This window comes from Labedella endophytica (genome assembly GCF_003990045.1).
Lineage (GTDB): Bacteria > Actinomycetota > Actinomycetes > Actinomycetales > Microbacteriaceae > Labedella > Labedella endophytica.
This window is the reverse complement of sequence record NZ_RZGZ01000001.1, coordinates 345,321-370,540: the sequence shown is the minus strand read 5'-3', so window position 1 is coordinate 370,540 and position 25,220 is coordinate 345,321. Positions and strand designations below refer to the sequence as shown.

Below are 25,220 nucleotides of genomic sequence, written 5' to 3'. Positions count from 1 at the left end.
CCCGGATCATCGACGAGAGGACCAGCAATGTCCACCAACTCCACCGAGGATCGTTCACGCCTCCGCGACAAGTCGCTCGGCTCCCTCATCGGACGCCTTCCCGAACTCGTCTCCCGCATGATCCGCGGCGAGATCCAGCTCGCCAAGCAGGAGATGTCGACGAAGCTCAAGGCCGCCGGTGTCGGCGCCGGACTCCTCGTGGGAGCGGCGATCCTCGCGATCATCTTCCTGCAGATCATGCTCGCCGCAGCGATCATCGCCCTCTCGCTTGTCCTGCCGGCCTGGGCCGCTGCTCTCATCGTGGGCGGCGTCGTGCTGATCATCGTCATCGTGCTCGCCCTCGTGGGGATCAAGGCGCTGAAGACCGGGGTCCCGCCCGTCCCCACGGAGGCCGTTGCGAGCGTCAAGTCCGACATCCGCGCCGTCAAGGGCGAGGGCGAATACGACAATGCCGCGCGCTGACGACCTCGACGAGGCCCGCGACTCTCTCGCCGAGACGCTCGACGAGATCGAGGAGCGCGTCGACCCCCGCGTCCGGTGGCAGGACGGCGTCGCACGCGTGCGGAAGCTCGCCGACGAACAACCGATCCCCGTCGCCGCGATCGCCGTCGCGGGCACGGCCGTGGTCGCGCTCGGCGTCGTGGTCCTGTACCGCATCGTTCGCCACTGACGCTCGCGCCCTGTCGCTCGCGCCCTCGACGATCGCGATTCCGCCCGAGTAGACGCGCTGTCTCGGGGTGTCAAGGCCGGGCCCCGTCCGGCGCGCTCGCCTAGCGTTGGATCACGCGCAACGACGCCGCGAGAAGGGCGGAGACATGTCGATCGACACGCACGACACACGACGGAGTTCCAGGACACGAACGTCGCCGACCACCGGGGCGGCTCGTCGTCCGGCAGAGACGCGCACGGCCTCGTCACCCTCGGCGGCGACGCACACGGCTCTCATCCGAGCGGGTGTCGTCGAGACACCGGACCACGAGGCCCTCGCACTCGAACGGATCGCGCCGAGCCTCGTGCGCGTCCGTCGGGACGGCCGCACCATCGGCTTCGTCGAGCACGTCGGCCGGGTGTACGTCGCCCTCGCCGGCGAGTACTACGACCGCGCCGTCGAGGTCGCTCAGACCCTCGACGTATCGCACGCGGCACGCGCCCTCGCCTGACCGGAGGCCGTCGGCCGGTGTCCGGCCATCACCACATCAGTACCAACGGAAGAAAGGCACACCCATGAGCGCTCTCGTGATCACCACCAACTACGGCATCGAGCAGGACGAACTCACCGTGCCCGTGAAGGCACTCCGCGACGCCGGTATCGACGTCACGATCGCCGCGGTCTCGACCGACGACATCCGCACGCTCGTCGGCGACGAGAAGCCGGGCGAGTCGGTCACACCCGACACGACGCTCGACGACGTCGACCCCTCGGCGTTCGACCTCCTCGTCGTGCCCGGCGGCACGATCAACGCCGATCAGCTCCGGCTCGAGGCGACCGCCCTCAACATCGCACGCGCCTTCGCCCGCGACGGCAAGACGATCGCCGCCATCTGCCACGCGCCCTGGCTGCTCGTCGAGGCCGACCTCACCCGCGGCAAGACCCTCACGTCCTTCGCGAGCATCGCGACGGACGTCCGCAACTCCGGCGCCACCTGGGTGGACGAGGAGCTCGTGACAGACGAGGCGGACGGCTGGACGCTCATCACGTCGCGCTCCCCCGAGGACCTCCCCGCCTTCACGGGTGCCATCACGAGCATCGGCTGAGATCCGCACCAACCGTTCGATCCGAGGGGATCCGTCATCGACGGATCCCCTCGGTGGTGCCAGGCTTGCCCCATGGACATCACACGGAAGATCCTCGTGTTCGACACAGCCGACCTCGAGGCGGAGAGCTCGTTTTGGTCCCGCATCCTCGGAGGCACCGTCGAGGCCGAGGACGACTGGCACACCCTGACCGTCGATGGTCGGCCCGAGCTCGGGTTCCAGCTCGCACCCGACCACACCCCGCCGCAGTGGCCCGACGGTGTTCCGCAGCAACTGCACCTCGACCTCTACGTGACCGACATCCGCGCGGCGCACGCTGAGGCGCTGGAGGCCGGCGCTCGGATCCTCGAGCTCGCCGACGATCTCGACGCGACCTCCGGCTTCCAGGTCTACGCCGATCCCTCCGGCCACCCGTTCTGCCTCTGCTGGGGCTGACCCCGGCAGCACCTGCGACACCGTAGCGTGCGGCGGGGCGGATGGGCAGCCCCCCGCCCCGTCGGAACGCGCGATTACGCTGATCCCATGCCCGCTCGAATACGCTCCATCGAAACCCGGGTGCCGGACACCGTCCTCTCGCAGGACGTCGTGCGCGACATCTTCCGCACACAGCCCGGGGTGTCCCGGCTCGCGCAGCGGATCATCGGAGCGGCCTTCGACGGCTCCGCCATCGAGACGCGGCACACGGTGATCGCAGAACTCGGCCAGGCAGGGGTGAACGCCACCACCGGCACGCCGAACCCCGCAGACGCCGACGCACCGACCTTCTACTCCGCGACGGACGGCCTCATCCTCAACCCGGGCACCGGCGTGCGGAACGACGTCTATTCCCGTGAGGCGCCCGGCCTGCTCGTGGGAGCGGCGCGCGCGGCCCTCGATGCGTCGGGCTTCGAGGCGTCCGACGTCACCCACGTCGTCACCGTGTCGTGCACGGGCTTCTTCGCACCCGGCCCCGATTTCGTGCTCGTGAAGGCCCTCGGGCTCGGCACGGACACGCAGCGCTACCACCTCGGATTCATGGGCTGCTACGGCGCGTTCCCCGCCCTGCGATCGGCCGCCCAGTTCTGCGCCGCCGACCCGGAAGCGGTCGTGCTCGTGGTCTGCCTCGAACTCTGCACGCTCCACATCCGCTCCTCCGACGATCCGGACTCGATCGTCGCGTCGTCCGTCTTCGCCGACGGCGCCGCGGCCGCCATCGTCACGGCGCGGGAAGACGGCGGTTCGGGCCCCGTGCTCGACCTCGACTCGTTCTCCACCGCGATCACGACCGACGGCGAGACCGACATGGCGTGGACGATCTCCGACCACGGCTTCGAGATGGTCCTCAGCAGCTACGTTCCGCAGATCATCGAGAAGTCCATCACCGAGGCCCTCGCTCCCGTGCTCGGGACCATCCCGGGGGCGCTCGAGGATCCCACGGGCGCGGTGCCGCACTGGGCCATCCACCCGGGCGGGCGCAGCATCCTCGACCGGGTGCAGTCGACCCTGGCCCTCTCGGACGGGCAGCTGGCGCCCTCTCGCGAGGTGCTGCGCACGGCCGGGAACATGTCGAGCGGCACGGTCCTGTTCATCCTGCGCCGCATCCTCCACGGCGAGGACGATGCCGTCGGCGGCATCGGTGCGGGCGAGGGTATCGGTGCGGACGTGGACCCCGACGGCGGCCGCGTCTGCGCGATGGCCTTCGGACCGGGGCTCACCGTGGAGTCCGCCGCGATGACCCGACGCACCACCCCGCGAACCGCTCCCCGACCGTGATCGCTCCGTCCCTCCGCCATCGGGCCGTCGAGCTCGCCGAGCTCATGGACGACCCGTCGTGCGATCAGCGCGCCCTCGAGCGCACGTACGCGCGATTCGGCATCGTCAACGGCCTCGTGTCCGGGTGGCGCCGCCTCTACCGGGAGCGGATCCGTCCGCTCGCGCCGGAGATCGGACGCGGAGGCGAGCCTCTCACGATCCTCGACATCGGGTTCGGGGGCGGAGACGTGCCCGTGACCCTCGCCCGCTGGGCCGCCCGCGATCACGTGGACGTGCGCATCACGGCGATCGATCCGGACGACCGGGCCTTCGCGTTCGCCACCGCCCGCGCGGCCCCCGACACGGTCTCCTTCCGGCGCGCGACGAGCTCCGACCTCGTCGCAGCCGGCGAACGATTCGACGTGGTCCTCTCCAATCACGTTCTCCACCACCTCGACGCTCCGGCCCTCGCAGCCGTGCTCGCCGATTCGGAGCGACTCGCCCGACGCCTCGCGGTGCACAACGACATCGAGCGCGGCCGCCTCGCCTACACGGGGTATCAGATCGGTATCACCCCGCTCGCGCCCGGGTCCTTCCTCCGGACCGACGGGCTCCGGTCCGTCCGTCGCAGCTACACCCTCGTCGAGCTCGCCGACGCCGTGCCCGTCGGGTGGCGCGTCGAACGACAGAGTCCCTTCCGGCTGCTCGCCCTGTTCGATGGGCCTCGCTCGGTTGATGGAGACCGCTCGTGAGCGACGTCCTCGTCATCGGAGCCGGGGCCGTGGGCCTCTATGCCGCCTCCGCGTTCGCGACCGCCGGGCTCGACGTGGAGCTGTGGGACAAGCGCGACGAGCCCGGGGAGAGCGATCGCCCACCGCTGTCCCGCGCCATCGGCATCCACCCTCCGGCCCTGCACGCGCTCGACGCGATCGGGGCGGCGGACGCGATCATCGACGAGGCCGTGCCGGTGAGACGCGCACACGCCCGCGTGACCCTGGCCATCGGTGCCGACGCGCGAACCCGCGACGTCGGGAGCGTCTCCTTCGCGGGTGTGTCCAGCCGGTTCCCGTTCGTGGCCACCCTGCCACAGCACCGCACGCACGCGATCCTCGCGGACGCGATCCGGCGCCTCGACCCGTCCAGTGGCGCCAGGGCCGTGTCCGTCTCGTATGGCATGGAGGTCGTGGGGATCGCGCCCGACGTGCGCGGCGTGACCGTGCGCGGCGTCCCGACCGGATCGACGGCCGACGAAGCGGGCGCGCGCCAGGTGCGCCCCCGCTTCGTGGTCATCGCGGAGGGCGGCGGGAGCATGTCGCGGCGCCGGCTCGGGGTGTCGACCGCGGATCGGACGTATCGCGACACCTATCTGATGGGGGACGCCGCCGACACGACGGGCGACGGTCCCGACGCGGTCGTCACGCTCACCCCCGACGGCGTCGTCGAGTCGTTCCCCCTGCCGGGAGGTGTCCGTCGATTCGTCGCCCACACTCCGGCGCTGCTCGAGGGCGCCGGGGCCGACACGCTCGAGCGGCTCGTACACGCGCGGACCGGGCATCGCTTGGATCCGGCGTCCGTCTCCATGCTGAGTGCGTTCGGTGTGCGGCGTCGAATCGCCGAACACTTCGCCGTGGGCAGTCGGATCGCGATCGTCGGGGACGCCGCCCACGAGATCAGCCCCATCGGCGGGCAGGGCATGAACCTCGGCTGGCTCGACGTCGCCGAGCTCGTGCCGGTGGTGACGGAGCTGCTCAGGGGGTCACCGGCCGGATCGACCGCGTCCCTCGCCGAATGGGGCGTACGACGACGACGCATCGCCGTCGCGGCGGCACGCCAGGCCGAGGCCAACATGCTCGTGAGCGCGGCGGGCACCCCGGTCGACCTGCGCGTGCGCTCGCTCGCCCTCCGAGCGGCCCTGCGCGGCCGAGGGGGCGCTCGGCTTGCGCGGGTCTACGCGATGGGTGGCGACGCGAACCGGAGCTGACCGATCGCGGACGGCGCCCATCACGCGACGAGTCGCACGCCCCCGAACGCGAGCTGCACCGCGATGAGCAGGCCGGCGGCCATCACGAGTCGGAACAGGATGCGGTGGGCCGGACCGCGGAGCGCGAGCGCCGTGCCTGTGACCGCGAGGCCGAGCGTCGCGACGAAACCCACGATCGCGACGGCACTCGGTGCTGCTCCGTTCACGAGAGGGCCCACGAGCACGATCACGGCGCCGAGCGCGAGGGCGGCGAAGGCAACGACCCCGGCGGGCCGCCGGCCGAGTCGGTGCGGCAGTCCCGAGACCCCCGTGCGGCGGTCGTCGGCGAGGTCGGGCAGCGCGTTCGTGAAGTGGATGGACACGCCGAGGATCGCACCGGTGGCACCGGCCCAGAGCGCGGCGACACCGGGCTCGAGGGCCGAGAGGGTCGCGAGGGAGGGCAGCGTGCCGAAGCTCACGATGAACGGCACCACCGAGAACGCGGTCCGCTTGAGCCACGCGTTGTACGCCCAGCCGCCCGCGATGACCACGCTGTGTGCGACGAGCATGCCGAGGCCGAGCACGAGCGACAGCACGAGCGCGGCGACGAGGGTCACGACCGAGGCACGTGCCACCGCGCGGCGCGAGATCGCCCCCGTCGCGATGGGCTTGTCGGCGCGGCCGACTGCGATGTCCCGGGCTGCGTCGATCGCGTCGTTCGAGAAGCCGATCGAGAGCTGACCGGCGAGCACCGCGAGCGTGAGGATCACGAGCCGCCAGGGCTCCAGCCCGATCGCAACCCCGAGCACGAGGCACAGCAGCGTCACCGCGAGCGTCGGACCCGGGTGGGAGGAGAGCAGAAGGGAACGGGCGGATCTCACGGCGCGAGCGAGGGCATCGACGTGATGCCGAATTCGTGCCGCAGGGCGCTCCGTGCCGCGTACCACCCGGCGAGGCCGTGCACGCCAGGACCCGGGGGTGTCGACGAAGAAGCCAGGTAGACCCCGCGCGCGGGGGTGCGCCACGGGTCGAGGGAGAGGAGCGGCCGGGCGATGAGCTGCCGCATGCTCGCCTCTCCGGCGGCGATGTCGCCCGCGATGTAGTTCGGGTTCTGATCCTCCATGTCCACGGCCGTCTTGTTCGACGACGCGAGCACGAGGTCGCGGAACCCGGGGGCGAAGCGCTCGATCTGCCGCGTGATCACCTCCGTCTGGTCGAGCGTCGACCCGCGGGGCACGTGCGTGTACGCCCACAGGACGTGCCCGCCGTCGGGTGCGCGGCCCTCGTCGAGGATCGACGGCTGGGCGAGTAGAACATAGGGGCGCTCGCTGTGCCGTCCCGCCGCGACCTCGTCCTCGGCCGCCGCGATCTCCTCGCGACTGCCGCCGACGTGGAGCGTGCCGGCCTTCCGCAACTCCTCGTTGGTCCACGGAACGGGACCGGACAGGGCGAAGTCCACCTTCGCGACGGCGTTGCCGTAGCGGAACCGCTCGACCCGGCGCACGTAGCCGTCGGGCAAGCGGTCACCGGCGATGCGGAGGAGACCACGGGCGCTCGTGTCGAACAGGACCGCGCGTGCGCCGTGCACCTCCTCGATGTCGGTGACGGCTGAGTTCGTGACGATCTCCCCGCCGTGCGCGCGCAGATCGTCCGCCATCGCATCCACGATCGCCTGGCTACCGCCCACCGGGATCGGCCAGCCGCGGCCGTGAGCGTACGCTCCGAGCGACAACCCGGCGCCCGCCGTCGCGAGGCTCGGCATCTGCCGGATGGAGTGCGCCGCGACGCCCGTGAGCATGGCCGGGGCGACCCGCTCGCGGAACCGCAGGTTCCACGTGGGCAGGCCCTGCTCGAGCGCCCGTAGGCCGAAGCGCCCGACCGTCACGGGATTGCGGGGGATGCGCAGGATCGGCGATCCGGCGAAGCGCGCCACGGCGTCGGCGTTATCCGCGAGCGGCCCCATGAGCGAAAGCCACGCGTCGCCGTCACGGCCGAGGGCCTCGGCCGTGCGATGGATGTCGCGATACGCGATCCCGGCCCGGCCCCCGTCGAGCGGGTGACCGTATGACACCTCGGGGACGCGGAGCTCGATGCGGTCCTGGAGCCGGAAGTTGCGGAAGAAACCCGAGGCGAGCGCCATCGGGTGGACCGCCGAGCACACGTCGTGGTGGAAGCCGGGGAGCGTGAGCTCCATCGTGCGCGCCCCGCCGCCGATCGTCGCCTCCCGCTCGAAGACACGCACGCTCAGTCCGGCGCGGGCGAGGGTGACCGCCGCGGCGAGGCCGTTGGGCCCGGATCCGACGACGACAGCATCGACCTCGCTCATGCGTCGGCCGGCGCGTCGCCGTTGTCGGCCTTGCCCTCGGCGATGTACGCCAGACGCCTGAGGGTCTCGTGGTTGCGCATGTACAGCGGGATGTCGAGCAGCGGTGCCGGGATGAGTGCACCCGGGCCCTTCACGGCCTTCTCGGTGATGCGGACGAGGCATCCCTTCCGGTGCGGTTGCACCTCGAGCGTGACGCGCGCCTCGCCGATCGGCCAGCCGGACGGCTGGATCACGAGGCGCCGCGGGGCGTCGTACTCCAGCACGGTCGTCTTGTCGTTGATGAGCAGTGGCCAGACGCCGAACGAGTGCTGGAGGTGACTCCCCTCGTACGGCCACGCGTCGTCGACGTCCCGCATGCGCGAGGCCCCGACCACCCAGACCGGGAACAACCATCCATCATTCAGGACGCCGAAGACGTCCTCGGGTCGGCAGGCCATCACACGTGTATTGGTCGACATGCCTCAACGCTAGCGGGGCTCGATGCAGTGGGCACGGGGTGGACATCGCCGGGGCGGCACGTGCCTGGCACATCGGGCGGCTCCCGCCGACCCCCTTGACCTGCGCCGCCCGCCGTTCGACGCTCGAAGGAACCCGCACGACCATCCACTCCGAGGAGCATCAGCATGACGGCAGGAACTCTCATCATCCGACTCGCGGTCGGCGGTCTCTTCGTGGGCGACGGGCTGCAGAAGCTGCGCGGTTCGTTCGACGGCCCCGGGCTCGAGGGCACGACGCAGATGATGCACAGCCTCGAGATGCATCCCGCGCGGCGCAACGCGGTCGCGGCGGCCGTCACCGAGACGGCGGGAGGCGCCGCCCTCGCCCTCGGCGCGGCGACCCCCGTGGCCGCCGCCGGGATAACCGCCACCATGATCACGGCCATCCGCAAGGTGCATTGGAACAACGGCCTGTGGAACGCCGGGGGCGGGTGGGAGTTCAACGGGCTGCTCATCGCCGCCGCGACCGCCGTCGTCGCGGACGGTCCCGGTCTGCTCTCGCTCGACGCCGTGACCGGGAAGAAGAAGTGGGGGATCGGCTGGGCGCTCGCGTCCGTCGCCGCCGGGGCGATCGCCTCGACCGTGCTCATCGAGGCCGGTCGGCGGGCTGCCGTCGAGCAGGGTTCCGGCGCAGACGATAACGCCGACGTAGACGCCGACGCAGACGCAGACGCCGACGGCTCCGGCCGACACGCGGGACCCGCGGAGACGCCTCCTCCCGTCGCCGTCGACGAGGCCACGCCCGAGCTACCGACCCAGGGCACCGACGGCGCATCCTGAGCGGCATCATCCGGTTCGGGTGAGCTGCGAGCGGACGCGCGACATGCCGGCGGGGGTCCATTCCACCTGCCCCGGTCCGCGAACGTGCGGGACTCCGTCCGGCATCGAAAGCCGCCAGGGCCCGGAGTCGATGCGTTGGTGATGCCCCCAACAGAGGAGCACCCCGTTGTCGGTGTGGGTCTCGCCTCCGGCCCGCCACGGGATCACATGATGTACTTCGCACCATCCGGCGGGGGTGGTACAGCCGGGGATCACACAGCCGCCGTCGCGGGTGGTGATCGCGCGGCGTTGGGAGGGTGTGAAGCAGCGTTGGGTGGACCCCATTGACAGGACCCGACCCGCCGCATTGAGGGTCACCGTCTGGTGCCCGCGCGTGTCGATGAGGCGTTCGACGGCCTCGATAGAGATGGGGGCGGCGTGCCCGTCGATGAACCCGACACCGCGCCCGTCCTCGACGGCGGTGGCGGTGACGGCCACGAGGACCGCGGGCGCCGACCCCGCCAACTCGGGGGCATCCTTCACGCGTGATGCGGCGCTGAGGATGTCCGCAAGCGTGTCATGGTTGCGCTGTGGACGCGTGCGATCATCGGCTGCGGCCGGGGCCGACTCGGTGCCGTCGGTGAACGTCACTTTGCGGGCGTGTGCGTCCACGAGACGCTTGAAGGTTGCCCCGACCTCGGCGATCAGTAGCCCGGACACGGGGATCACCCCGTCGAGGCACGCCTGCCCGAACGTGAGGTGCCTCTTCCTCTGAGCGCGCTTCTCCCGCGGTCGGGCGCCATCGGGATCGATGCGAAGGAGGAACGGGGCGATCTGCACCCGCACGAGATCCACGCACAGGGGCGGGTGGGTGTCTGTGCCGGCCGCCAGAAAGACCAGACTCTCCTCGGTCTCCGCGAGGACCATCGGGTCGACGCGGGACGCGACCGCGTCGAGGTTCTGCATGATGACATCCGCCGCCTCGACACCGAGGTGACCGGCCGCGACGGCCGCGGCGACCGCCGGGTGACGCGGCGCCGTAGACGCACCGGATAACGCGACTCCGGGAGCCATGCCCTTGCCCGTGCGGATACGACGGGATGCCTCCGCGACGGATGTGCCGGTGAGTTTCGCGACGGCGTCTTTCGCGGACGCATATCCCGCGGCACCGAGGGTGTCGATCGGGCCATCGATGCGGGTCTCGGACTCCGCCGCTACGCGAGCGCGCAGGGCGTCCGCGCGGCGCCCGAAGGCTTCCGCTTCGGACACGATCGAGAGGAACTCCGCCCCGGACAACAGGGCTGGATCGAGGGCGGAGAGGGTCGCGTCGAACTGGGCGATCAGTGCTCCGATCGCCTGCCGGTGCGTTGTGCCGTGTTCCCCCATACGTCTAGTGAACACGAGACCACCGACATTCGGACGGTATCTGAAAAAGGAGTCAGTTTCCCTCGAGAACACGGCCTGTGGACGACAGGTTGCGGATCGGAGAGGGTCACCTCCCTTCGACAAGCTCAGGGAACGGAGTGGGGACGTCGCGAGGCCGAGCCTCGCCGACCGGTCTCCCCCTTTCCCCGACCCGCGGGATCTTCTATCGTCGAATCGACGACGGCCGTCACCGGCCGCGCTCGATCACGACCCGGCCGCGAACCCTGAGAGACGAGGAACCGTGCAGCGTCGAGCGACCGCCCACCTCCGCATCACCGCGCAGTCGTCCGTGCGGCTCGCCCTCATCGTCGCGGCGGCTCAGGGTCAGCGGATCACGGAACGACTCGACGTGCGGCGCGACGGGTCCCCTCTCGACCCCCGGGAGCTCTTCGCGACCCACGGCACGCGGCTCCACGTGATCGACACCGATGCGGCCACGATCGAGATCGACTACGACGTCGAGGTCACCGGCCTCGCCGAGCCGGCGCCCATCGACGATGTCGACCTGCTCACCTACGTGCGGCCGAGCCGCTACTGCGAGTCGGACACCCTCTCCCCCACGGCTCGGGCCGAGTTCGCGGGGCTCTCCGGCCTCGACCTCCTCGCCGGCGTGAGCTCCTGGGTGGGCAGCGAACTGCGCTACGTGCCCGGATCGAGCGGACCGACCGACGGTGCCACCCAGACCCTCCTCGCGCGCCAGGGCGTCTGCCGCGACTACGCGCACCTCGTCATCGCCCTCCTCCGCGCCCTCGACGTGCCTGCGCGCCTCGCGGCCGTGTATGCGCCGGGTCTGTCGCCCATGGACTTCCACGCCGTGGCAGAGGCGTACGTCGACGGAGCCTGGCACGTCGTCGACGCGACGACCCTCGCCCCGCGTCAGACCCTCGTGCGCATCGCCACGGGACGGGACGCGGCCGACACCGCGTTCCTCGGCACGTATCACGGCTTTGCGACGCTCGACGAGGTCTCCGTGACGGCCACATCCGACGAGCTGCCGCGCGACGATGTGCGCGAGCTCGCCGAGTTGCGCTGACGAGATCGCCCCGTCCGGGACGCCCCTCCGAGGGCTGCGGGGAGCCGCGACGCGACGGGCCGTGACAGGCCCGAACCCGCCGTAGTGTGGGGAGGGAACCGACCGGAGGAACAGTGACCGATTCATCACGCACGATCGTCATCACGGGTGCGAGCGACGGGATCGGGGCGGCCGCCGCACGGCGCCTGACCCGCGACGGTCACCGCGTCGTCGTCGTCGGCCGTTCCCACGAGAAGACGAACGCGGTCGCCGACGAGATCGGCGCCGACCGGTTCGTGTCCGACTTCGCCGAGCTCGGCCAGGTCCGTGAGCTCGCCACGGCGCTCGAGAAGGCCTACCCGCGCATCGACGTGCTCGCCAACAACGCCGGCGGCATCTTCGGCGACCGCACACGTACCGCCGACGGCTTCGAGAAGACCCTGCAGGTGAACCACCTCGCGCCGTTCCTCCTCACGAACCTGCTGCTCGACACCCTCACCGCGAGCCGCGCGACCGTGATCGCGACGTCGAGCATCGCCGCGCGGATCTTCAGTCGACTCGATCTCGAGGACCTCGACGACGACCGGGACCCGTCCGCGAACCGCGCCTACGGCAACGCGAAGCTCGAAAACATCCTCTTCACCCGCGAACTCCAGCGCCGTTACGGCGAGCAAGGCATCTCCGCCGTCGCATTCCACCCCGGCACGATCGCGACGGGCTTCGCCTCGGAGAGCACGAGCCTCATGCGCTTCGTCTACCAGACGCCGCTCAAGCACCTCGTGCTGCGCGGACCCGAGACGGGCGCCGAGCAGCTCGTCTGGCTCGCGACCACGACCCCCGGCACCGACTGGGAGCCGGGCGAGTACTACGAGAAGCGCCGCATCACGAAGACGAGCATGCAGGCGTACGACGGGCTCCTCGCCGAGGGGCTGTGGGACGAGAGTGCGCGTCGGACCGGGCTGCTCCCGGGACCTGTGGCCTGAGTCGGAACGCCTTCCGGGCCGTCCCGAAACGACCGAACGGCTAGCGCCGGTTCGAGGACGCGCGGGACGGAGCACCCTCTCCTGACGCCTCCTCATGCACGTCGACGATCTCGACGGCTTCCTTCATGCTCTCGAGGAACTTGAGGACAGCGCGCATCTCGTCCGCCGAGAGCTCCTCGGTGGCGGCGAGCATGCGCGAGTGCATCCGGCCGAGCGTCGCGCGCACCTCGGTGTCGGTCGTCGCCGTCGTCGACAGGGTGAGGGCCCGGCGGTCCGTGGGGTGCGGGTGGCGTTCGAGGTGGCCGCTGCGCACGAGCCGATCGATGAGCACGGTCGTCGAGGCCGACGAGATGCCGAGGTAGTTCGCGAGGTCGCGCGGACCGACGGGATTCGGTCCCTTCGTGGCACGGAGGAGGTACTGGAGCGCGAGGAGATCCGTCTCGCCCATCCGCATCGACTCGCGCGTGCGCCGCCTCATCGCCTGCTCGGACTGCCTGTAGCGGCGCAATCCGTTGAGGACGTCCACGGCGCGGATGCCGCGGTCGTCCTGTCCGTACCAGTAGCCGGAGGAGGTCTCGCTCGGCTCTGTCATGCCCACAGTGTAGACGGAAAGCGAGTGACCCTCTCGGTTCGCGGTGCCTCTTGACGCTCGGGATCGACGCGCTGAGGCCCTCCGGCGTTCCCGGCGCGGTCAGGCGTCGTTCAACCGCGTGTCGGTCGTGCATGTTACGACTGGAGCATGTCCTCCCCCCAGCATGCCTCCCCCGCGCACACGGTCCCGCGGGGCGGCTACGACGCGGATTTCCTCGCGGCGACCGTGCCGCTGCCCCGTTCCACGTCGCCGCGGGAGACGCGCGAGCTCCCGTATGTGCACTTCTCGGTGGTGCTCGATCCCTCCAGACGGCTCGCCCTCGCGACGGCCGTCAACATCGACGGCGACCGCATCGTCGACGTCGGGCGCAGCGACGACTGGCACCTCGACGCTCGTGTACCGGAGGACCAGCAGACCGGCCCGGCCGTCTATGCGCGCAACGATCTCGATCGCGGCCACCTCGTGCGGCGGCGCGACCCGGTGTGGGGCGACGGGGACGAGGCCGAGGCCGCCAACGTCGACACGTTCTGCTACACGAACGCGGCCCCGCAAGCGGCCGAGTTCAACCAGGGCAAGGAGCTCTGGGTGGGGCTCGAGGACCACGTGCTCGCCTACGCCGAGGCGAACGACGTGCGCCTGTCCGTCTTCACCGGTCCCGTGCTCGACCCGAGCGACCCGCCGTATCGCGGCACGCGGATCCCCCGGCGGTTCTGGAAGGTCGCGGCGTGGACGTCGGGCGGCGGTCCGGATGCGGAGCGCGCCCTGCTGCGGTCCGCCGCGTTCCTCCTCGACCAGTCACCTCAGCTCGACGGGCTCGATCTCGAGGAGAACGCGCGCCGACGGGCGATCGCGGACGCCCCGCCACCCCTCGGTCCATTCCGGACCTTCCAGGTGCCCGTCGGCGACGTGGCGGCCATCGCCGGCCTCGAGCTCGGGCCACTCGCGGACGCCGACGTGCTCGAGCCCGTGCCGGCCGCCACTCCCGGCCGCACCCCCGACCCGGCCCGCTGGCGCGAGCTGAGCACGTGGCGCGAGATCACGCTGCGCTGATCACAACCGGCGCTCGTCACAACCGGCGCTGATCACAATCGGCGCTCGTCACACCGGCGCCCGTCCGAACCGGCACTGCCGAGTACCGCCACCGACAGAGACGCGCCGCTGGCCCCGTGGCGACGGACACCACGGGGCCAGCGGTAACGAGGGGACGATCAGGACGCGGCGTCCGCCTTCGGCACGAACATCGCTTCGATGTCCGCCATCTCCATCTCGGCGGTCGTCTGGATGAGCGCGAGCAGGTCGGCGTCGAGTCCCGGTGCGTACTCCTCCGGGCGCTCAACGGCGATCGTGGACGGCACGCCCACGGGCGCCTGCTCGCTCGCGTCGAGCTCCGTGCCGTCGTTCGACGGCGACGGTCCGCGGAAGATCCGGCCGGCCTCCGACTGGCCCGCGAGATCGAACGTGTACTGCTTGCTCTGCAGACCGAGGTCGACGAGCTTCTTGACCTCGGGGAACTGCTCGGCGTTCGTCTTCGGAATCGGGAGCGACTTCCTCCAGTCGATGCCGAGCGTCTCGAGGGCCTTGGCGTAGGCGTTCTCGTGAGCCTGGTCGCGCACGATCAGGTACGCGATCGTGGAGCGCGCCGTCTTGTTGTCGGTCATCTCGTACATGCGGCTCTTCTGCAGGCGCCCCGTGGACTCGAGCATGAGGTTGTAGAGCAGGTCGAGCACGAGGTTCCCCGAGTTGTAGACGTAGCTGCCGCTCCACGGATTGCCCGCCGAGTCGACGGGGAGGGCCCCCTGCGCACCCACGAGGTAGTGGTGGATGTTGCTGGTATCGAGGGCGATCGACAGCGGCGTGCGGCCCTTGGCGCCCGGCTCGTCGACGGGGTCGGTCGGCTTGCCCTGGTACTCGGGCGAGCCGTCGAGGAGGCGGGAGATCGTGGTGCCGATGAGCTCGACGTGGCTGATCTCCTCGGTACCGATGCCCTGGATGAGGTCGCGGTACGGCTTCGCCGACGGACCGCGGAAGTTCATCGCCTGGAAGAGGTACTGCATCATGGTGCGCATCTCGCCGAACTGACCGCCGAGGCCCTCCTGGAGCGCGTTGGCTGCGGCGGGATCGGGCTCGTCCGGGACGATCTCGTTGATGAGGTTTTGGACGTGGAAGAACATGCAGGACTCCTTCGAGAAGAACGGTCTGTGTTCTCCTGACTCTCCGCCTCGCCCCGATTTGTCGCGAGAGATAGCCAAGCGAGGAATCCGTGCCTACAATCACGCGGCCGTGCTCGCGACAGGCGTTCCGCGGCTCACGACGCCCCGTCCGCACCCCGCTCGGGCGCGCTGAAACGGCCCGCGCGTACACCCTGATGGCGCACGGCGAACCGTTCATCCCGTGCCGGTCGGACCGGTACGCGACCCGTCAGTCGCGCAGGGCTCGCGCCGCCGCGATCACGGCGAGCACCCCTCCCGAGACGAGCAGGAAGCGTCGGCGACGTCGTCTCGCCCAGCCGCCGGTCGGGGCGTTCCGGTCCCCTCCGGCCTCCATCACGTTGCCGTACGACTGTGGCTCGTCCGTTCGCCGCAGCCCGCCGATCCGCATCGCGGGGCGGACGAGGAGCTTGTACGTCTCGGGCGCCACCCCGTTGAACGGAATGAGGAGCCCCTGGATGTTGCCTACGACCTTCGTGACGGGCCGACGCGACCGCGACGCCTTCACGATGGCCTTCGCGACCCGCTTCGGGCTCACGAGGGGCGACAGCGGGTGCATCTCCATGCCCGGCGATTCGGCCGCGTTCTGGTAGATCGGGGTGTCGATCGTGGCGGGGAGGATCGCGCTCACGCGGATGCGAGAGCCCTTCAGCTCCTCCTGCAGCACCTGGCTGAGGGCGAACGTCGCGTGCTTGCTCGCGATGTAGGGCGAGAGGTACGGCGACGTCACCTTCCCGAAGAGCGAGTTGGTGATGACGAGGTGTCCGCCCCCCTGCGCACGGAAGTGCGGGAGGACAGCGCGTGCCGCGTGCACGACTCCGAACAGGTTGGTCTCGATGACCTGCCGGAACACCTCTGGAGGGGTCTCCTCGAAGGGCCCGTAGCTGAAGACGGACGCGTTCTCGACCCACACGTCGATGCGGCCGAAGTGGGCGATCGCCGCGAGGGCGAGCGCGTCCACCTGCCGCTCGTCCGACACGTCGGTCGGCACGACGACGGGGCGGCCGCCGCGCGTCCGGCACTCCTCCGCCACCTCGGCGAGGGTGTCGGCGGAACGGGCCGCGAGCACGAGGCGCGCGCCCTCCTTCGCGAAGCGGTGCGCGGCGGCGCGGCCGATGCCGCTCGACGCGCCCGTGATGACGACGACGCGTCCGATCCGATCCGCCATGATCAGCGCCTCTTCGCGCCGAAGACGCGCGCCTGCTCGTCCTCGTCGGCGACCCGCACACCGAAGTGGTAGGCGAGCTCACCCCCGAGGGCACCGGATCCGCCGACGATCGCCATGGCGATGAGACTCACGACGAACGCGAACACCGAGATCTCGTCGAAGCCGGCGAACCACCGGATCACGAGGCTCACCGCGAAGAGGGCCATCGCGACGAGGTTCGCGACCATGTGCACGGTCGCGACCATGCGGGCCCGCGTCCCGGCGGGGATCTGTCCGTAGTCGAGGAACCCGAGGAGCGCCGCGGCGAACGCGCCGACGAGTCCGATCGCGACGAGGACCGCGGCCCCCGTCGTGAAGGCGGATGCGTCGTCGACGAAGAAGGCGATCACGTCGAAGACGATGCTCGCCGTCCACGCTCCGATCGGCAGCGTGATCGCGATCGCGTGGAGCGGGTGGCCGTAGGGACCGGCGAGCGGATTGCGGGGACGCTTGGCGCGCGCCCGACCCGCGTACTCGGCGGGCGATTCGGCTCCGTCGATCGCGGGAGAGGCGTCCGTGCGCACCGCGCTCGGGACCGCCCTCCCAGTGATGTCGTGCGGGACGGGGACGTCGGCGGCAGGCGTGACCGCCGCCCGTCCGTCAGCCGTGCGTGCCATGTCGGCGCTCCTTGCTCGAATCATGATCGTCGGGGGACGAGTCGTCCTCCGGCGGGGTCTTGCCGTGTGCGGTCCGTATCTTGAGGCCGTCGAGCACGTCCTGTGCGTGCTTCTCGGCCTTCTTGTCGCTCTGGGTCGAGTCCTTCGGGGGGAGCTGGATGGTCTCCTCTGCTGCGATACCCGCCTGCAGCTGGCGGCCGCGCTCGAGTTCCGCGTCGAACTCGGCGCCGAAGAGCAGCGCGAGGTTCGTGATCCACAGCCAGAGCAGGAAGACGATGACACCTCCGAGCGCGCCGTAGGTCGCGTCGTAGCTACCGAAGTTGGCGACATAGAAGCCGAAGCCGGCGGTCGCGACGCCCCACGCCACGAGGGCGAGGAGGGAGCCGAGGCTCATCCAGCGGAACTTCGGCTGCTTGACGTTCGGCGCCCAGTAGTAGAGCACCGCGACCACGACGACGGCGATCACGAGCAGCACCGGCCACTTCGCGATGTTCCACACCGTGAGGGCGGCCGGCCCGAGACCGATGAGGTCGCCGACCGCCTCGGCGACGGGCCCGCTCAGGACGAGCAGGAGCGCGCCGATCACGAGGAGGACCACCGTGAAGAGGGTGACGCCGAACATGGTCGGACGGAGCTTCCAGATCGGCCGGCCCTCGTCGACCTGGTAGATGCGGTTCATCGCGCGGCCGAAGGCGCCGACGAACGCCGACGCCGACCACAGGGCACCGAGGAGACCGGTCACGAATGCGAGACCGGCGGCGGGCGCGGAGGTCAGCTGCTCGACGGGCTCGCGCAGCGACGAGACGGCGTCCTCGCTCGCGAGGTTCGACACGAGCGTGAGCACGGTGTCGGTCGTCTGTCCGGCCGCCCCGAAGAGGCCCAGGATCGAGACGATCGCGAGCAGCCCGGGGAAGAGCGCGAGCACCGCGTAGTAGGTGAGCGCGGCGGCGAGGTCGGTGCATTGGTCGGCGCCGAACTCACGCAGCGTCTTCTTGAGGACGTAGCCCCAGGAACGCTTGGAGAGATCGGTGATGTCGTCCGGCTTGCGGGGGTCGTCCGGATCCGGAGCTGTCCGCTCCCGGGTGCTGGCGGTGTCTTCGGCCATGTGCTCGCCCCTCTCGGCGGTCGTCCCTAGGTCGTGCGCGGGGTGCGTGTCGGCGACACGCACCCCGGTGTTCTCTCGAGCAGCCATCGGGCCACTCCGGTCGTACTCGCGGAACTCGTCCTAGCGGTGTTCGCGGACGGCCTGGATCACTCCGGCCGTAGCGATCCCGAGGATGACGACCCCGGCGACGATCGCGACCGGGAATGCCCGATCGGCGCCGTCGGCCCGCTCCCGCCACCGGCGGTAGCGCTCGACGACGTTGACCCGCCCCTCGATCTCGCGCACGGTCTCGCGGAACTCGAGCCGCGTCCGCTCGAGATCGAGGTTCAGGAAGGGAACCGAGGTGTCCTTGTCCGGACCCGCGGCCGATGAGGGTTCGGTCACGGCGCCGGCGTGGCCGGCGTCATCGGCCCATTGGCTTCGCCCGTGTTACCCGCCTCGACCGACGAGTCAGAGGACCCGTTCGACTCATCCGAGCCGTTCGAGTCGTTCGAGTCGTTCGAGTCGTTCGAGTCGTCCGACGAATCGTCGCTCTTGTTCTTGCGCGAGACCTTGCTCGCGACGGTCGATGCGGCGTCCTGCAGCTTGTGACCGACGACGGGGGCCTGAGCGGAGACGAAGTCACTCGCCGACTCGAGCCCCTTCTTGACCTTCGGGTCCTCGAGCGTCTCGGTGGCCTTGGCCTTGAGCGAGTCGTACGCTCCGCGGCCGGCCTTCGAACCGAGCACGAAACCCGTCGCGGCGCCCGCCAGGAAAATCAACTTGGCCTTCATGCGTTGCTCCTTCATTCGTGGATGGTTACGGACCTATCGTTCTCGGTCTCGGTCGCGCGTGCAGGGCCTTGACGTGGCGACATCGGCCGGTCAGAGGTTCCCCGTGCCGCCCGATCGACACGTCGCACGAGCTCGGCGACGTCCTGCGGAACCACGAGTTGGGCGTGGTGGGCACCTGGCAACGTGACGACGCGGGCATCACCCATCGCACGGGAGAGCCGGATCACCCACTCGGCGCCGGCGATGGGGTCCCCCGCGCCGCGCACGACGATCGCGGGCATCGGAAGGCCCCTCGCCCTCTCGAGGGTCGGGTAGGCGAGCATCGATCGGAGCGTCGCACCGAACCATCGCGGGCCGCACCGCACGTAGTCGCGGAAGACGAGGAGGTTGCCGCTCACCGTCTCCCGACTCGAGTCGAGCGCGAGCGCCATTCCCTGCGCGAGCGCCGTGTAGTGCCGGTCGTCGACGACGGGGCCGATGAGCACGAGCCCCGCGACGAGGTCGGGGCGGGCTCGGGCGAGAGCGATGGCGAACTGCGCCCCCATCGACTGGCCAACGACGACGGCGCGATCGATCCCCAGCCGATCGGCCACCTCCGCCGCCACCTCGGCGTAGCCCTCGACCGACAGGTCCTCCTGGGGGCGGGGGCTGCCCCCGTGTCCGGGGAGAGTGATGCCCACGGCGCGGTGCGTAGCGGCGAGCGCCGAAGCGACCGGCTCGAGGCTCGACGAGGACATCCCGATGCCGTGCAGGAGCAGGACGGCGGAGGCGGGGCCCGGGCGGGACGGGACGCCCGTGTCGACCACGTGCACGACGAGTCCGGAGCCGAGCGTCAGACGCGACCGCTCGCCCGTCCGTCGCGGGAGTGGCCCGTTACGCATCCGTTCGTCCTGCGCCGTCCGGCCGATCCACCGCCCCGCGACGATCGGTGCGGCGACGGGCGAGGGCGGTGATGAGGTAGAGCACGGCACCGACGGCGAGGAGGACGAGTCCACGGAGCCACACCTCGCCGCTCTGCTGGGTGAGGAGGAACACGCAGGACAGCGCCCCGAGCACCGGGATGACGGTCCACGCGCGCCAGTGCTCGTGCTCCACGGTCTCGCGACGGAGCACGAGCACGGCGACGTTGGTGCTGAGGAACACGAAGAGGAGCAGGAGCACCACCGTCTCGGCGAGCGTGGCGACATCTCCGGTGAAGGCGAGGGCCATCGCGCACGCCGTGGTCACGAGGATGGCCACCCAGGGCGTACGACGGTTCGGCAGCACGCGTCCGAGTGCGGCGGGCAGCAGCCGCTGCTTCGCCATCCCGTAGGCGAGACGGCTCGCCATGATGAGGGTGAGGAGGGCTCCGTTCGCGACCGCGATGAGCGCGATGAGGCTGAACAACCAGGCGGGCACCCCCACGCCGGACGCCGCGACCACGTCGAGGAGGGGACCGGAGGAGGTCGCGAGGTCCTCGGCCGGCAGCGCGACCGACGCGGCCGTGCCGACGAGCACGTACATGACGCCCGCGACGAGGAGCGAGCCGAAAAGGGCCCGCGGGTAGACGCGGGACGGGTCTTTGACCTCCTCGATCACGTTCGCCGAGGTCTCGAACCCCACGAACGAGTAGTAGGCGAGGATCGCGGCACCGAACACTCCGAAGACGGGGTCGACACCCTCCGCGAAGGTCACGGCGCGCGACAGGTCGCCCCCTCCTCCGCCCAGGAGGATGGCGGCTGTCACGACGACGAGGACGAGGCCCGAGGTCTCGATCACCGTCATGACGAGGTTCGTGCGCACCGATTCCTTGATGCCGCGCGCATTCAGGACGGCGACGGCGACGAGGAACACGATCGCCCCGAGCACGGGCGGCACGTCGATGAAGGTCCCGAGGTAGTCGCCGCTGAAGGCGAGCGAGAGGCCCGCCGCACTCACGATGCCGGCGGCGAGCATGCTGAAGCCCACAAGGAACGAGACGAACGTCGAGCGGTAGGCGCGTTCGGCGAAGACCGCCGAACCACCGGCCTTCGGGTACTTCGTCACCAGCTCGGCATACGACGCGGCTGTGAGCAGGGCCAGAAGCAGCGCCACGATCATGGGCGCCCACGTGACCCCTCCGACCTCGGCCGCGATCACGCCGACGAGCGCATAGACGCCGGCGCCGAGCACGTCTCCGAGGATGAAGAGGAAGAGCATCTTCCCCGTGATGTCGCGCTTCAGCCCGCTGGGGGCGTCACCGCCGACCACCGGCGCCGCGCCCGCATTCCGTTCGTTCCCGATATCCGTCACCTGCCGAGAGTAGGCGGGCGATCCCGTCGGCGCCTCCGCTTGCGTCCACGCCTCCGCCCCGCTAGCCCGCGCGATGGGACATGATGTGAGGTGGGTCACGGGAGGAGGTGCGTGGTGCGGAGAGGTCACAACCTGCTCGCCGTCGGCGACTACAACCAGGCCGTCATCCTCGATCTGATCCGGCGCGCCACCGCGGGCCTCAGCCGCGTGGAGATCGCCGTGGAGACCGGACTCTCGGCGCAGACCGTCTCCAACGTGGCCCGCCGACTCCTCGACGCGGGACTCGTGCGCGAGGCCGGGAAGCTCCGCGCCGGTCCCGGCAAACCCCGCACGCTCCTGCAGCTCGAGGCGTCGAGCCGGTACGCCGTGGGTGTGCACCTCGACCCCACCGTCGTGACCTTCGCCGTGCTCGATCTGGCCGGCGCCGTCGTGGCCGACCACCGCATCCCCACTCCGTCGGCGGCCGACCCCGACACCGTCATCAGCGTCATGGCCGAGGAGATCCGCGCCCTGCTCGAGCGCGAGAGCGTCTCGACCGACCACGTCCTCGGCGTGGGCATCGCCGCCCCCGGTCCGCTCGACTCGACGCAAGGCATCCTCCTCGATCCACCCCTCCTCGAGGGCTGGAAGCACGTGTCGCTCCGGGAGGCCCTCGCCGATGCGACCGGGTTCCCCGTCGTCCTGGAGAAGGACGTGACGGCGGCCGCGGTCGCCGAGCTCTGGGTCGACTCCGGCACCGACCGCGACAACTTCGCGTTCCTCTACTACGGGACGGGACTCGGCATCGGTCTCGTCGTGAACCACGACGTGCTCCGGGGCGCGAGCGACAACGCCGGCGACATGGGCCACCTCATGGTGCAGGCGGACGGACCGCTGTGTTCGTGCGGGCGGCGCGGCTGCGTCGGCGATCTCGTGGTGCCCCACCGTCTCGTCCAGCGCGCCGTCGCCGGGGGTGTGCTCGGACCGGACCTCTCCGTCGACAGCCCGATCGACGGCCCGGTCGACCACATCGACTTCGACGCGACCGACCGGCGCTTCTCGGAGTTTGCCGCCGCCGCGGCGCGCGGGGACCGGGCCGCCCTGCGGATCACCGACGACGCCGCGGCGCACCTCGCGCGGGCCCTCGTGTCCGTCGTGAACCTCCTCGACATCGACCATGTCGTGTGCGGCGGGCCGTTCTGGAGCCGGATAGCCCCCGTGATGCAGGAGCGCATCGAGCGGCTCGTGGCCGAGGACCCCGCGCTCATCCCGAGCCACCCCGTGGTCCTCGAGAGCTCGTCGATCGGCGAGGACGTCGCCGCCGTCGGCGCCGGGTGCCTCGTCCTCGACCAGACGCTCTCCCCGCGCCCCTCCGCCCTCCTCATCGCGGGCTGACCGGCGCGCGACACCTCACTACTCCTTCCCTGAGCCAGTCGGCGGAGACGACCCCGGGGCCTTCCGCGAGACGCTTCGGCACGCTCAGCGACCGGGAGGGTGACCACCCGAGACAGCCGCCAGACGCTTCGGCGCTTCGACGGGCACGGCGCGGGCACGCTCAGCGACCGGAGCGGGTGAGCTGGGAAATGTCCCCCAACCGATAACGGTTCGGTGAATGTCTTGACATGAGTTACTCCAATCGATTTACATATACCGAGGCCGCTGGCCGTGGCGAAGTCGCCACGCTGCCACAGAACGGTCGTGGAGCGAAGGAGCACCATGAAACAGCGCTATCTCGGAGTCATCGGCATCGCCGCCGCCTCCGTTCTCGCCCTCACCGCCTGTGCCGGCGGTGACGCCGGCGGCGACGCCAACACCCTCAAGGTCGCGTACCAGAAGTTCGGGCAGTTCACCCAGATGGACGCCCACATGAAGCAGGTCAAGGAGGAGTTCGAGGCCGCCAACGAGGGCATGACGGTCGAGCTCGTCCCGATCGAGGCCCAGGAGGCCGACTACTTCGCGAAGCTCGCCCTCATGAACCGTTCCGCCTCGACCGCGCCCGACGTGATGTACGAGGACACGTTCATGGTGAAGACGGACGTCGAAGCCGGCTACCTCGCCCCCCTCGACGACTACATCGCCGACTGGGAGGACTGGGAACAGTTCCCGGAGAACGCCCGCCAGGCCGGAGCCGGCGACGACGGCAAGATCTACGGCATCCCGATGGGCACCGACACCCGTGCCATCTGGTACAACGCCGACATCCTCGCGGACGCCGGCGTCGAGGTCCCGTGGGTCCCCGAGACGTGGGACGACGTCCTCGAGACCGCCGAGACCATCAAGTCGTCGAGCCCCGACACGATCCCCTTCAACATCTACTCCGGAAAGGGGCAGTCGGAAGGCGCCTCGATGCAGGGCTTCCAGATGCTGCTCTCCGGCACCGACGACGAGCTCTTCGACTCCGACGAGCAGAAGTGGATCCTCGGCTCGCAGGGCTTCGAGGACTCCCTCGGCTTCATCGAGGACATCTACCAGGGCGGTCTCGGCCCGACACCGCAGCAGGCGCTCGACAAGAACATCGGCACGACGATCAACAGCGAGTGGATCCCGGGCGGCGAGCTCGCGATGAGCCTCGACGGATCGTGGGCCAGCGGAACGTGGATCGAGTCCGGCTCCGCGCCGTGGCCCGAGTGGTCCGACGTGATGCAGGTCGCCCCGATGCCGACGCAGGACGGTCAGGACCCGGGACGCACGAGCATGTCGGGCGGCTGGACCCTCGCGATGGGCGCCGGCTCGGAGAACAAGGACGCGGCCTGGGACTTCATCAGCACCGCGCTGAGCAAGGACAACTCCCTCAGCTACGACATCGCCGCGAGCCAGGTGGCCGTGCGCACCGACGTGGCCGAGGACCCCGAGTACACCGACGCGAACCCCACGTTCGGCTTCTTCTCGGAGCTCGTCGCGGACACGCACTTCCGCCCCGCGAACTCTGACTACTCGAAGATCTCCGCCGAGATCACCGTGGTGATGGAGTCCGTCATGACGGGCCAGCAGACCCCGGAGGAGGCCGCGGCCACCTACGACCAGGCGGTCATCGGCATCGTCGGTGAGGAGAACACGATGGCGGCGTCCGACTGATGTCGACCACCGCTCCCACGGCCCTGGGCGCACCCCGTGCGCCCGGGGCCGCGCGACCGGCGCAGAAGAAGCGGCGCCCCGGGCGCACCCTGCTGCGCAGCGCCCCGCTGCTGCCCGCGGTCGTCCTGCTCGGCGTCTTCCTGCTCGGTCCCGTCATCTCCTCGCTCTACGGGTCCCTCACCGACTCGTCCCTGAGCGGGGCGTCCGCCGCGAACGCCGAATTCATCGGCCTCCAGAACTACGCGGATCTCTTCGCCGACCCGGACTTCCCGAAGTCGGTGCTCCTGACACTCGTCTTCCTCGTGGCGTCGGCCCTCATCGGCCAGAACTGCCTCGGGCTCGGTCTCGCCGTGCTCATGCAGTCGTCCCACAAGGCGGTCCGCGCGATCGTCGGGACGATCGTCGTCACGGCGTGGGTGCTGCCCGAGATCGTCGCATCCTTCGCGGCCTACGCCTTCTTCAACGACGGCGGAACCCTCAACTCGATGCTCACGGGCCTCGGGATCCCCGGGGTCAACTGGCTCTACGTCTTCCCGATGCTGTGCGTGATCCTCGCCAACATCTGGCGCGGAACCGCGTTCTCGATGCTCGTCTACACGGCGGCCCTCAACGACGTGCCGCCGGAGATCACAGAGGCGGCGGAGATGGACGGCGCTCGCGGCTGGCAGCGGTTCATCCTCGTGACCGTGCCGATGATCCGTCGGAGCATCTCGACCAACCTCATGCTCACGACGCTCCAGACCCTGTCGGTCTTCGCTCTCATCTTCGTGATGACGGGCGGCGGTCCCGGCACCGACTCGACGACGCTCCCGCTCCTCGCCTACCAGGAGGCCTTCCGCTTCGGCGAGCTCGGCTTCGGCACGGCGATCGCGACGATCCTGCTGCTCGTCGGCGCGGTCTTCGGCGTCCTGTACATCCGCGCCCTCAAGCCGGAGGTGGACTGATC

At 70.3% G+C, this 25,220-nt stretch carries 28 protein-coding genes; 15 read left to right on the top strand and 13 right to left on the bottom strand.

Going from position 1 to position 25,220, the window contains the following annotated elements:
- The first annotated feature begins 27 nt into the window (after positions 1 to 27).
- The 8 genes from ELQ94_RS01765 to ELQ94_RS01730 all read left to right on the top strand — a co-directional run bounded on the left by ELQ94_RS01765 (position 28) and on the right by ELQ94_RS01730 (position 5,467).
- Positions 28 to 462: a phage holin family protein gene (locus tag ELQ94_RS01765; protein ID WP_127046556.1), complete on the top strand. Its 435-nt coding sequence runs from the start codon at positions 28 to 30 to the stop codon at positions 460 to 462.
- Positions 449 to 670: a DUF3618 domain-containing protein gene (locus ELQ94_RS01760; RefSeq protein ID WP_127046554.1), complete on the top strand. Its 222-nt coding sequence runs from the start codon at positions 449 to 451 to the stop codon at positions 668 to 670. Before ELQ94_RS01765 ends, ELQ94_RS01760 begins: the two co-directional genes overlap by 14 nt.
- A gap of 145 nt (positions 671 to 815) precedes the next feature.
- Positions 816 to 1,160: a hypothetical protein gene (locus ELQ94_RS01755; RefSeq protein ID WP_127046552.1), complete on the top strand. Its 345-nt coding sequence runs from the start codon at positions 816 to 818 to the stop codon at positions 1,158 to 1,160.
- 64 nt (positions 1,161 to 1,224) lie between these two features.
- Positions 1,225 to 1,755, top strand: coding sequence for a type 1 glutamine amidotransferase domain-containing protein (locus ELQ94_RS01750; RefSeq protein ID WP_127046550.1), 531 nt, complete (start codon positions 1,225 to 1,227; stop codon positions 1,753 to 1,755).
- A 72-nt stretch (positions 1,756 to 1,827) separates the two neighbouring features.
- Entirely contained in the window at positions 1,828 to 2,190 is a 363-nt protein-coding gene (locus ELQ94_RS01745) for a VOC family protein (RefSeq protein ID WP_127046548.1), read from the top strand.
- An 87-nt stretch (positions 2,191 to 2,277) separates the two neighbouring features.
- The gene (locus ELQ94_RS01740; RefSeq protein ID WP_127046546.1) at positions 2,278 to 3,507 is read left to right on the top strand and encodes a type III polyketide synthase; all 1,230 of its coding nucleotides are present in this window, start codon (positions 2,278 to 2,280) and stop codon (positions 3,505 to 3,507) included.
- Positions 3,504 to 4,238 carry a methyltransferase domain-containing protein gene (locus tag ELQ94_RS01735; protein ID WP_341807714.1) on the top strand — a complete coding sequence of 245 codons (735 nt, stop codon included), beginning with the start codon at positions 3,504 to 3,506 and terminating at the stop codon, positions 4,236 to 4,238. The genes ELQ94_RS01740 and ELQ94_RS01735 overlap by 4 nt, the downstream gene beginning before the upstream one ends.
- Positions 4,235 to 5,467, top strand: a complete 1,233-nt coding sequence (locus ELQ94_RS01730; RefSeq protein ID WP_127046544.1) for an FAD-dependent oxidoreductase — start codon at positions 4,235 to 4,237, stop codon at positions 5,465 to 5,467. Before ELQ94_RS01735 ends, ELQ94_RS01730 begins: the two co-directional genes overlap by 4 nt.
- 20 nt (positions 5,468 to 5,487) lie before the next feature.
- On the opposite strand, the gene ELQ94_RS01725 is transcribed toward ELQ94_RS01730, so the two are convergent.
- The 3 genes from ELQ94_RS01725 to ELQ94_RS01715 are packed head-to-tail and all read right to left on the bottom strand — an operon-like array spanning position 5,488 to position 8,230.
- Complete coding sequence (locus tag ELQ94_RS01725) at positions 5,488 to 6,327, bottom strand: UbiA family prenyltransferase (protein WP_127046542.1); 840 nt, start codon at positions 6,325 to 6,327, stop codon at positions 5,488 to 5,490.
- The gene (locus tag ELQ94_RS01720) at positions 6,324 to 7,772 is read right to left on the bottom strand and encodes a phytoene desaturase family protein (protein WP_127046540.1); all 1,449 of its coding nucleotides are present in this window, start codon (positions 7,770 to 7,772) and stop codon (positions 6,324 to 6,326) included. The genes ELQ94_RS01725 and ELQ94_RS01720 overlap by 4 nt, the downstream gene beginning before the upstream one ends.
- A complete protein-coding gene (locus ELQ94_RS01715) occupies positions 7,769 to 8,230 on the bottom strand; it encodes an SRPBCC family protein (protein ID WP_127046538.1) in 462 nt (153 codons plus the stop codon). Before ELQ94_RS01715 ends, ELQ94_RS01720 begins: the two co-directional genes overlap by 4 nt.
- A 165-nt stretch (positions 8,231 to 8,395) precedes the next feature.
- On the opposite strand from ELQ94_RS01715, the gene ELQ94_RS01710 reads away from it, so the two are divergent.
- Positions 8,396 to 9,049 (top strand): DoxX family protein, encoded by a 654-nt coding sequence (locus tag ELQ94_RS01710; RefSeq protein WP_127046536.1) that lies wholly within the window; start codon positions 8,396 to 8,398, stop codon positions 9,047 to 9,049.
- 6 nt (positions 9,050 to 9,055) lie between these two features.
- Here the strand turns inward: ELQ94_RS01710 and ELQ94_RS01705 are convergent, their stop codons facing one another.
- On the bottom strand, positions 9,056 to 10,414 hold the full coding sequence (locus tag ELQ94_RS01705; protein WP_127046534.1) for an HNH endonuclease signature motif containing protein: 1,359 nt from the start codon (positions 10,412 to 10,414) through the stop codon (positions 9,056 to 9,058).
- A gap of 280 nt (positions 10,415 to 10,694) precedes the next feature.
- Here ELQ94_RS01705 and ELQ94_RS17500 point away from each other — a divergent pair, with 280 nt between their 5' ends.
- Both ELQ94_RS17500 and ELQ94_RS01695 read left to right on the top strand, forming a co-directional pair.
- Positions 10,695 to 11,486 carry a transglutaminase-like domain-containing protein gene (locus ELQ94_RS17500; protein ID WP_243696814.1) on the top strand — a complete coding sequence of 264 codons (792 nt, stop codon included), beginning with the start codon at positions 10,695 to 10,697 and terminating at the stop codon, positions 11,484 to 11,486.
- Between the two features lie 113 nt (positions 11,487 to 11,599).
- A complete protein-coding gene (locus tag ELQ94_RS01695; protein WP_127046530.1) occupies positions 11,600 to 12,448 on the top strand; it encodes an SDR family NAD(P)-dependent oxidoreductase in 849 nt (282 codons plus the stop codon).
- Positions 12,449 to 12,488: 40 nt separating this feature from the next.
- On the opposite strand, the gene ELQ94_RS01690 is transcribed toward ELQ94_RS01695, so the two are convergent.
- A complete protein-coding gene (locus ELQ94_RS01690; protein ID WP_127046528.1) occupies positions 12,489 to 13,040 on the bottom strand; it encodes a MarR family winged helix-turn-helix transcriptional regulator in 552 nt (183 codons plus the stop codon).
- A 147-nt stretch (positions 13,041 to 13,187) separates the two neighbouring features.
- On the opposite strand from ELQ94_RS01690, the gene ELQ94_RS01685 reads away from it, so the two are divergent.
- Positions 13,188 to 14,090: a DNA/RNA non-specific endonuclease gene (locus ELQ94_RS01685; protein WP_127046526.1), complete on the top strand. Its 903-nt coding sequence runs from the start codon at positions 13,188 to 13,190 to the stop codon at positions 14,088 to 14,090.
- 158 nt (positions 14,091 to 14,248) lie between these two features.
- Here ELQ94_RS01685 and ELQ94_RS01680 read toward each other — a convergent pair whose 3' ends face one another.
- The 8 genes from ELQ94_RS01680 to ELQ94_RS01645 form a co-directional block, all read right to left on the bottom strand.
- Complete coding sequence (locus ELQ94_RS01680) at positions 14,249 to 15,211, bottom strand: manganese catalase family protein (protein ID WP_127046524.1); 963 nt, start codon at positions 15,209 to 15,211, stop codon at positions 14,249 to 14,251.
- A gap of 247 nt (positions 15,212 to 15,458) precedes the next feature.
- A complete protein-coding gene (locus tag ELQ94_RS01675; protein ID WP_127046522.1) occupies positions 15,459 to 16,415 on the bottom strand; it encodes an SDR family NAD(P)-dependent oxidoreductase in 957 nt (318 codons plus the stop codon).
- A gap of 2 nt (positions 16,416 to 16,417) precedes the next feature.
- The gene (locus ELQ94_RS01670; RefSeq protein WP_127046520.1) at positions 16,418 to 17,071 is read right to left on the bottom strand and encodes a DUF2231 domain-containing protein; all 654 of its coding nucleotides are present in this window, start codon (positions 17,069 to 17,071) and stop codon (positions 16,418 to 16,420) included.
- Positions 17,055 to 18,176, bottom strand: a complete 1,122-nt coding sequence (locus ELQ94_RS01665; RefSeq protein ID WP_127046518.1) for a YihY/virulence factor BrkB family protein — start codon at positions 18,174 to 18,176, stop codon at positions 17,055 to 17,057. Before ELQ94_RS01665 ends, ELQ94_RS01670 begins: the two co-directional genes overlap by 17 nt.
- Positions 18,177 to 18,296: 120 nt before the next feature.
- Positions 18,297 to 18,560 (bottom strand): hypothetical protein, encoded by a 264-nt coding sequence (locus ELQ94_RS01660; protein WP_127046515.1) that lies wholly within the window; start codon positions 18,558 to 18,560, stop codon positions 18,297 to 18,299.
- Positions 18,557 to 18,949: a YtxH domain-containing protein gene (locus tag ELQ94_RS17200; protein ID WP_166404624.1), complete on the bottom strand. Its 393-nt coding sequence runs from the start codon at positions 18,947 to 18,949 to the stop codon at positions 18,557 to 18,559. The genes ELQ94_RS01660 and ELQ94_RS17200 overlap by 4 nt, the downstream gene beginning before the upstream one ends.
- Positions 18,950 to 18,960: 11 nt before the next feature.
- Positions 18,961 to 19,830, bottom strand: a complete 870-nt coding sequence (locus tag ELQ94_RS01650; RefSeq protein ID WP_127046510.1) for an alpha/beta fold hydrolase — start codon at positions 19,828 to 19,830, stop codon at positions 18,961 to 18,963.
- The gene (locus ELQ94_RS01645) at positions 19,823 to 21,127 is read right to left on the bottom strand and encodes an APC family permease (protein WP_127047250.1); all 1,305 of its coding nucleotides are present in this window, start codon (positions 21,125 to 21,127) and stop codon (positions 19,823 to 19,825) included. The genes ELQ94_RS01650 and ELQ94_RS01645 overlap by 8 nt, the downstream gene beginning before the upstream one ends.
- Positions 21,128 to 21,331: 204 nt before the next feature.
- On the opposite strand from ELQ94_RS01645, the gene ELQ94_RS01640 reads away from it, so the two are divergent.
- The 3 genes from ELQ94_RS01640 (at position 21,332) to ELQ94_RS01630 (ending at position 25,218) form a co-directional block, all read left to right on the top strand.
- Positions 21,332 to 22,594, top strand: a complete 1,263-nt coding sequence (locus ELQ94_RS01640; RefSeq protein WP_243696813.1) for an ROK family transcriptional regulator — start codon at positions 21,332 to 21,334, stop codon at positions 22,592 to 22,594.
- Positions 22,595 to 22,915: 321 nt separating this feature from the next.
- Positions 22,916 to 24,274, top strand: a complete 1,359-nt coding sequence (locus ELQ94_RS01635) for an extracellular solute-binding protein (RefSeq protein ID WP_127046508.1) — start codon at positions 22,916 to 22,918, stop codon at positions 24,272 to 24,274.
- Positions 24,274 to 25,218, top strand: coding sequence for a carbohydrate ABC transporter permease (locus ELQ94_RS01630; protein WP_127046506.1), 945 nt, complete (start codon positions 24,274 to 24,276; stop codon positions 25,216 to 25,218). The genes ELQ94_RS01635 and ELQ94_RS01630 overlap by 1 nt, the downstream gene beginning before the upstream one ends.
- Positions 25,219 to 25,220 lie beyond the last annotated feature (2 nt).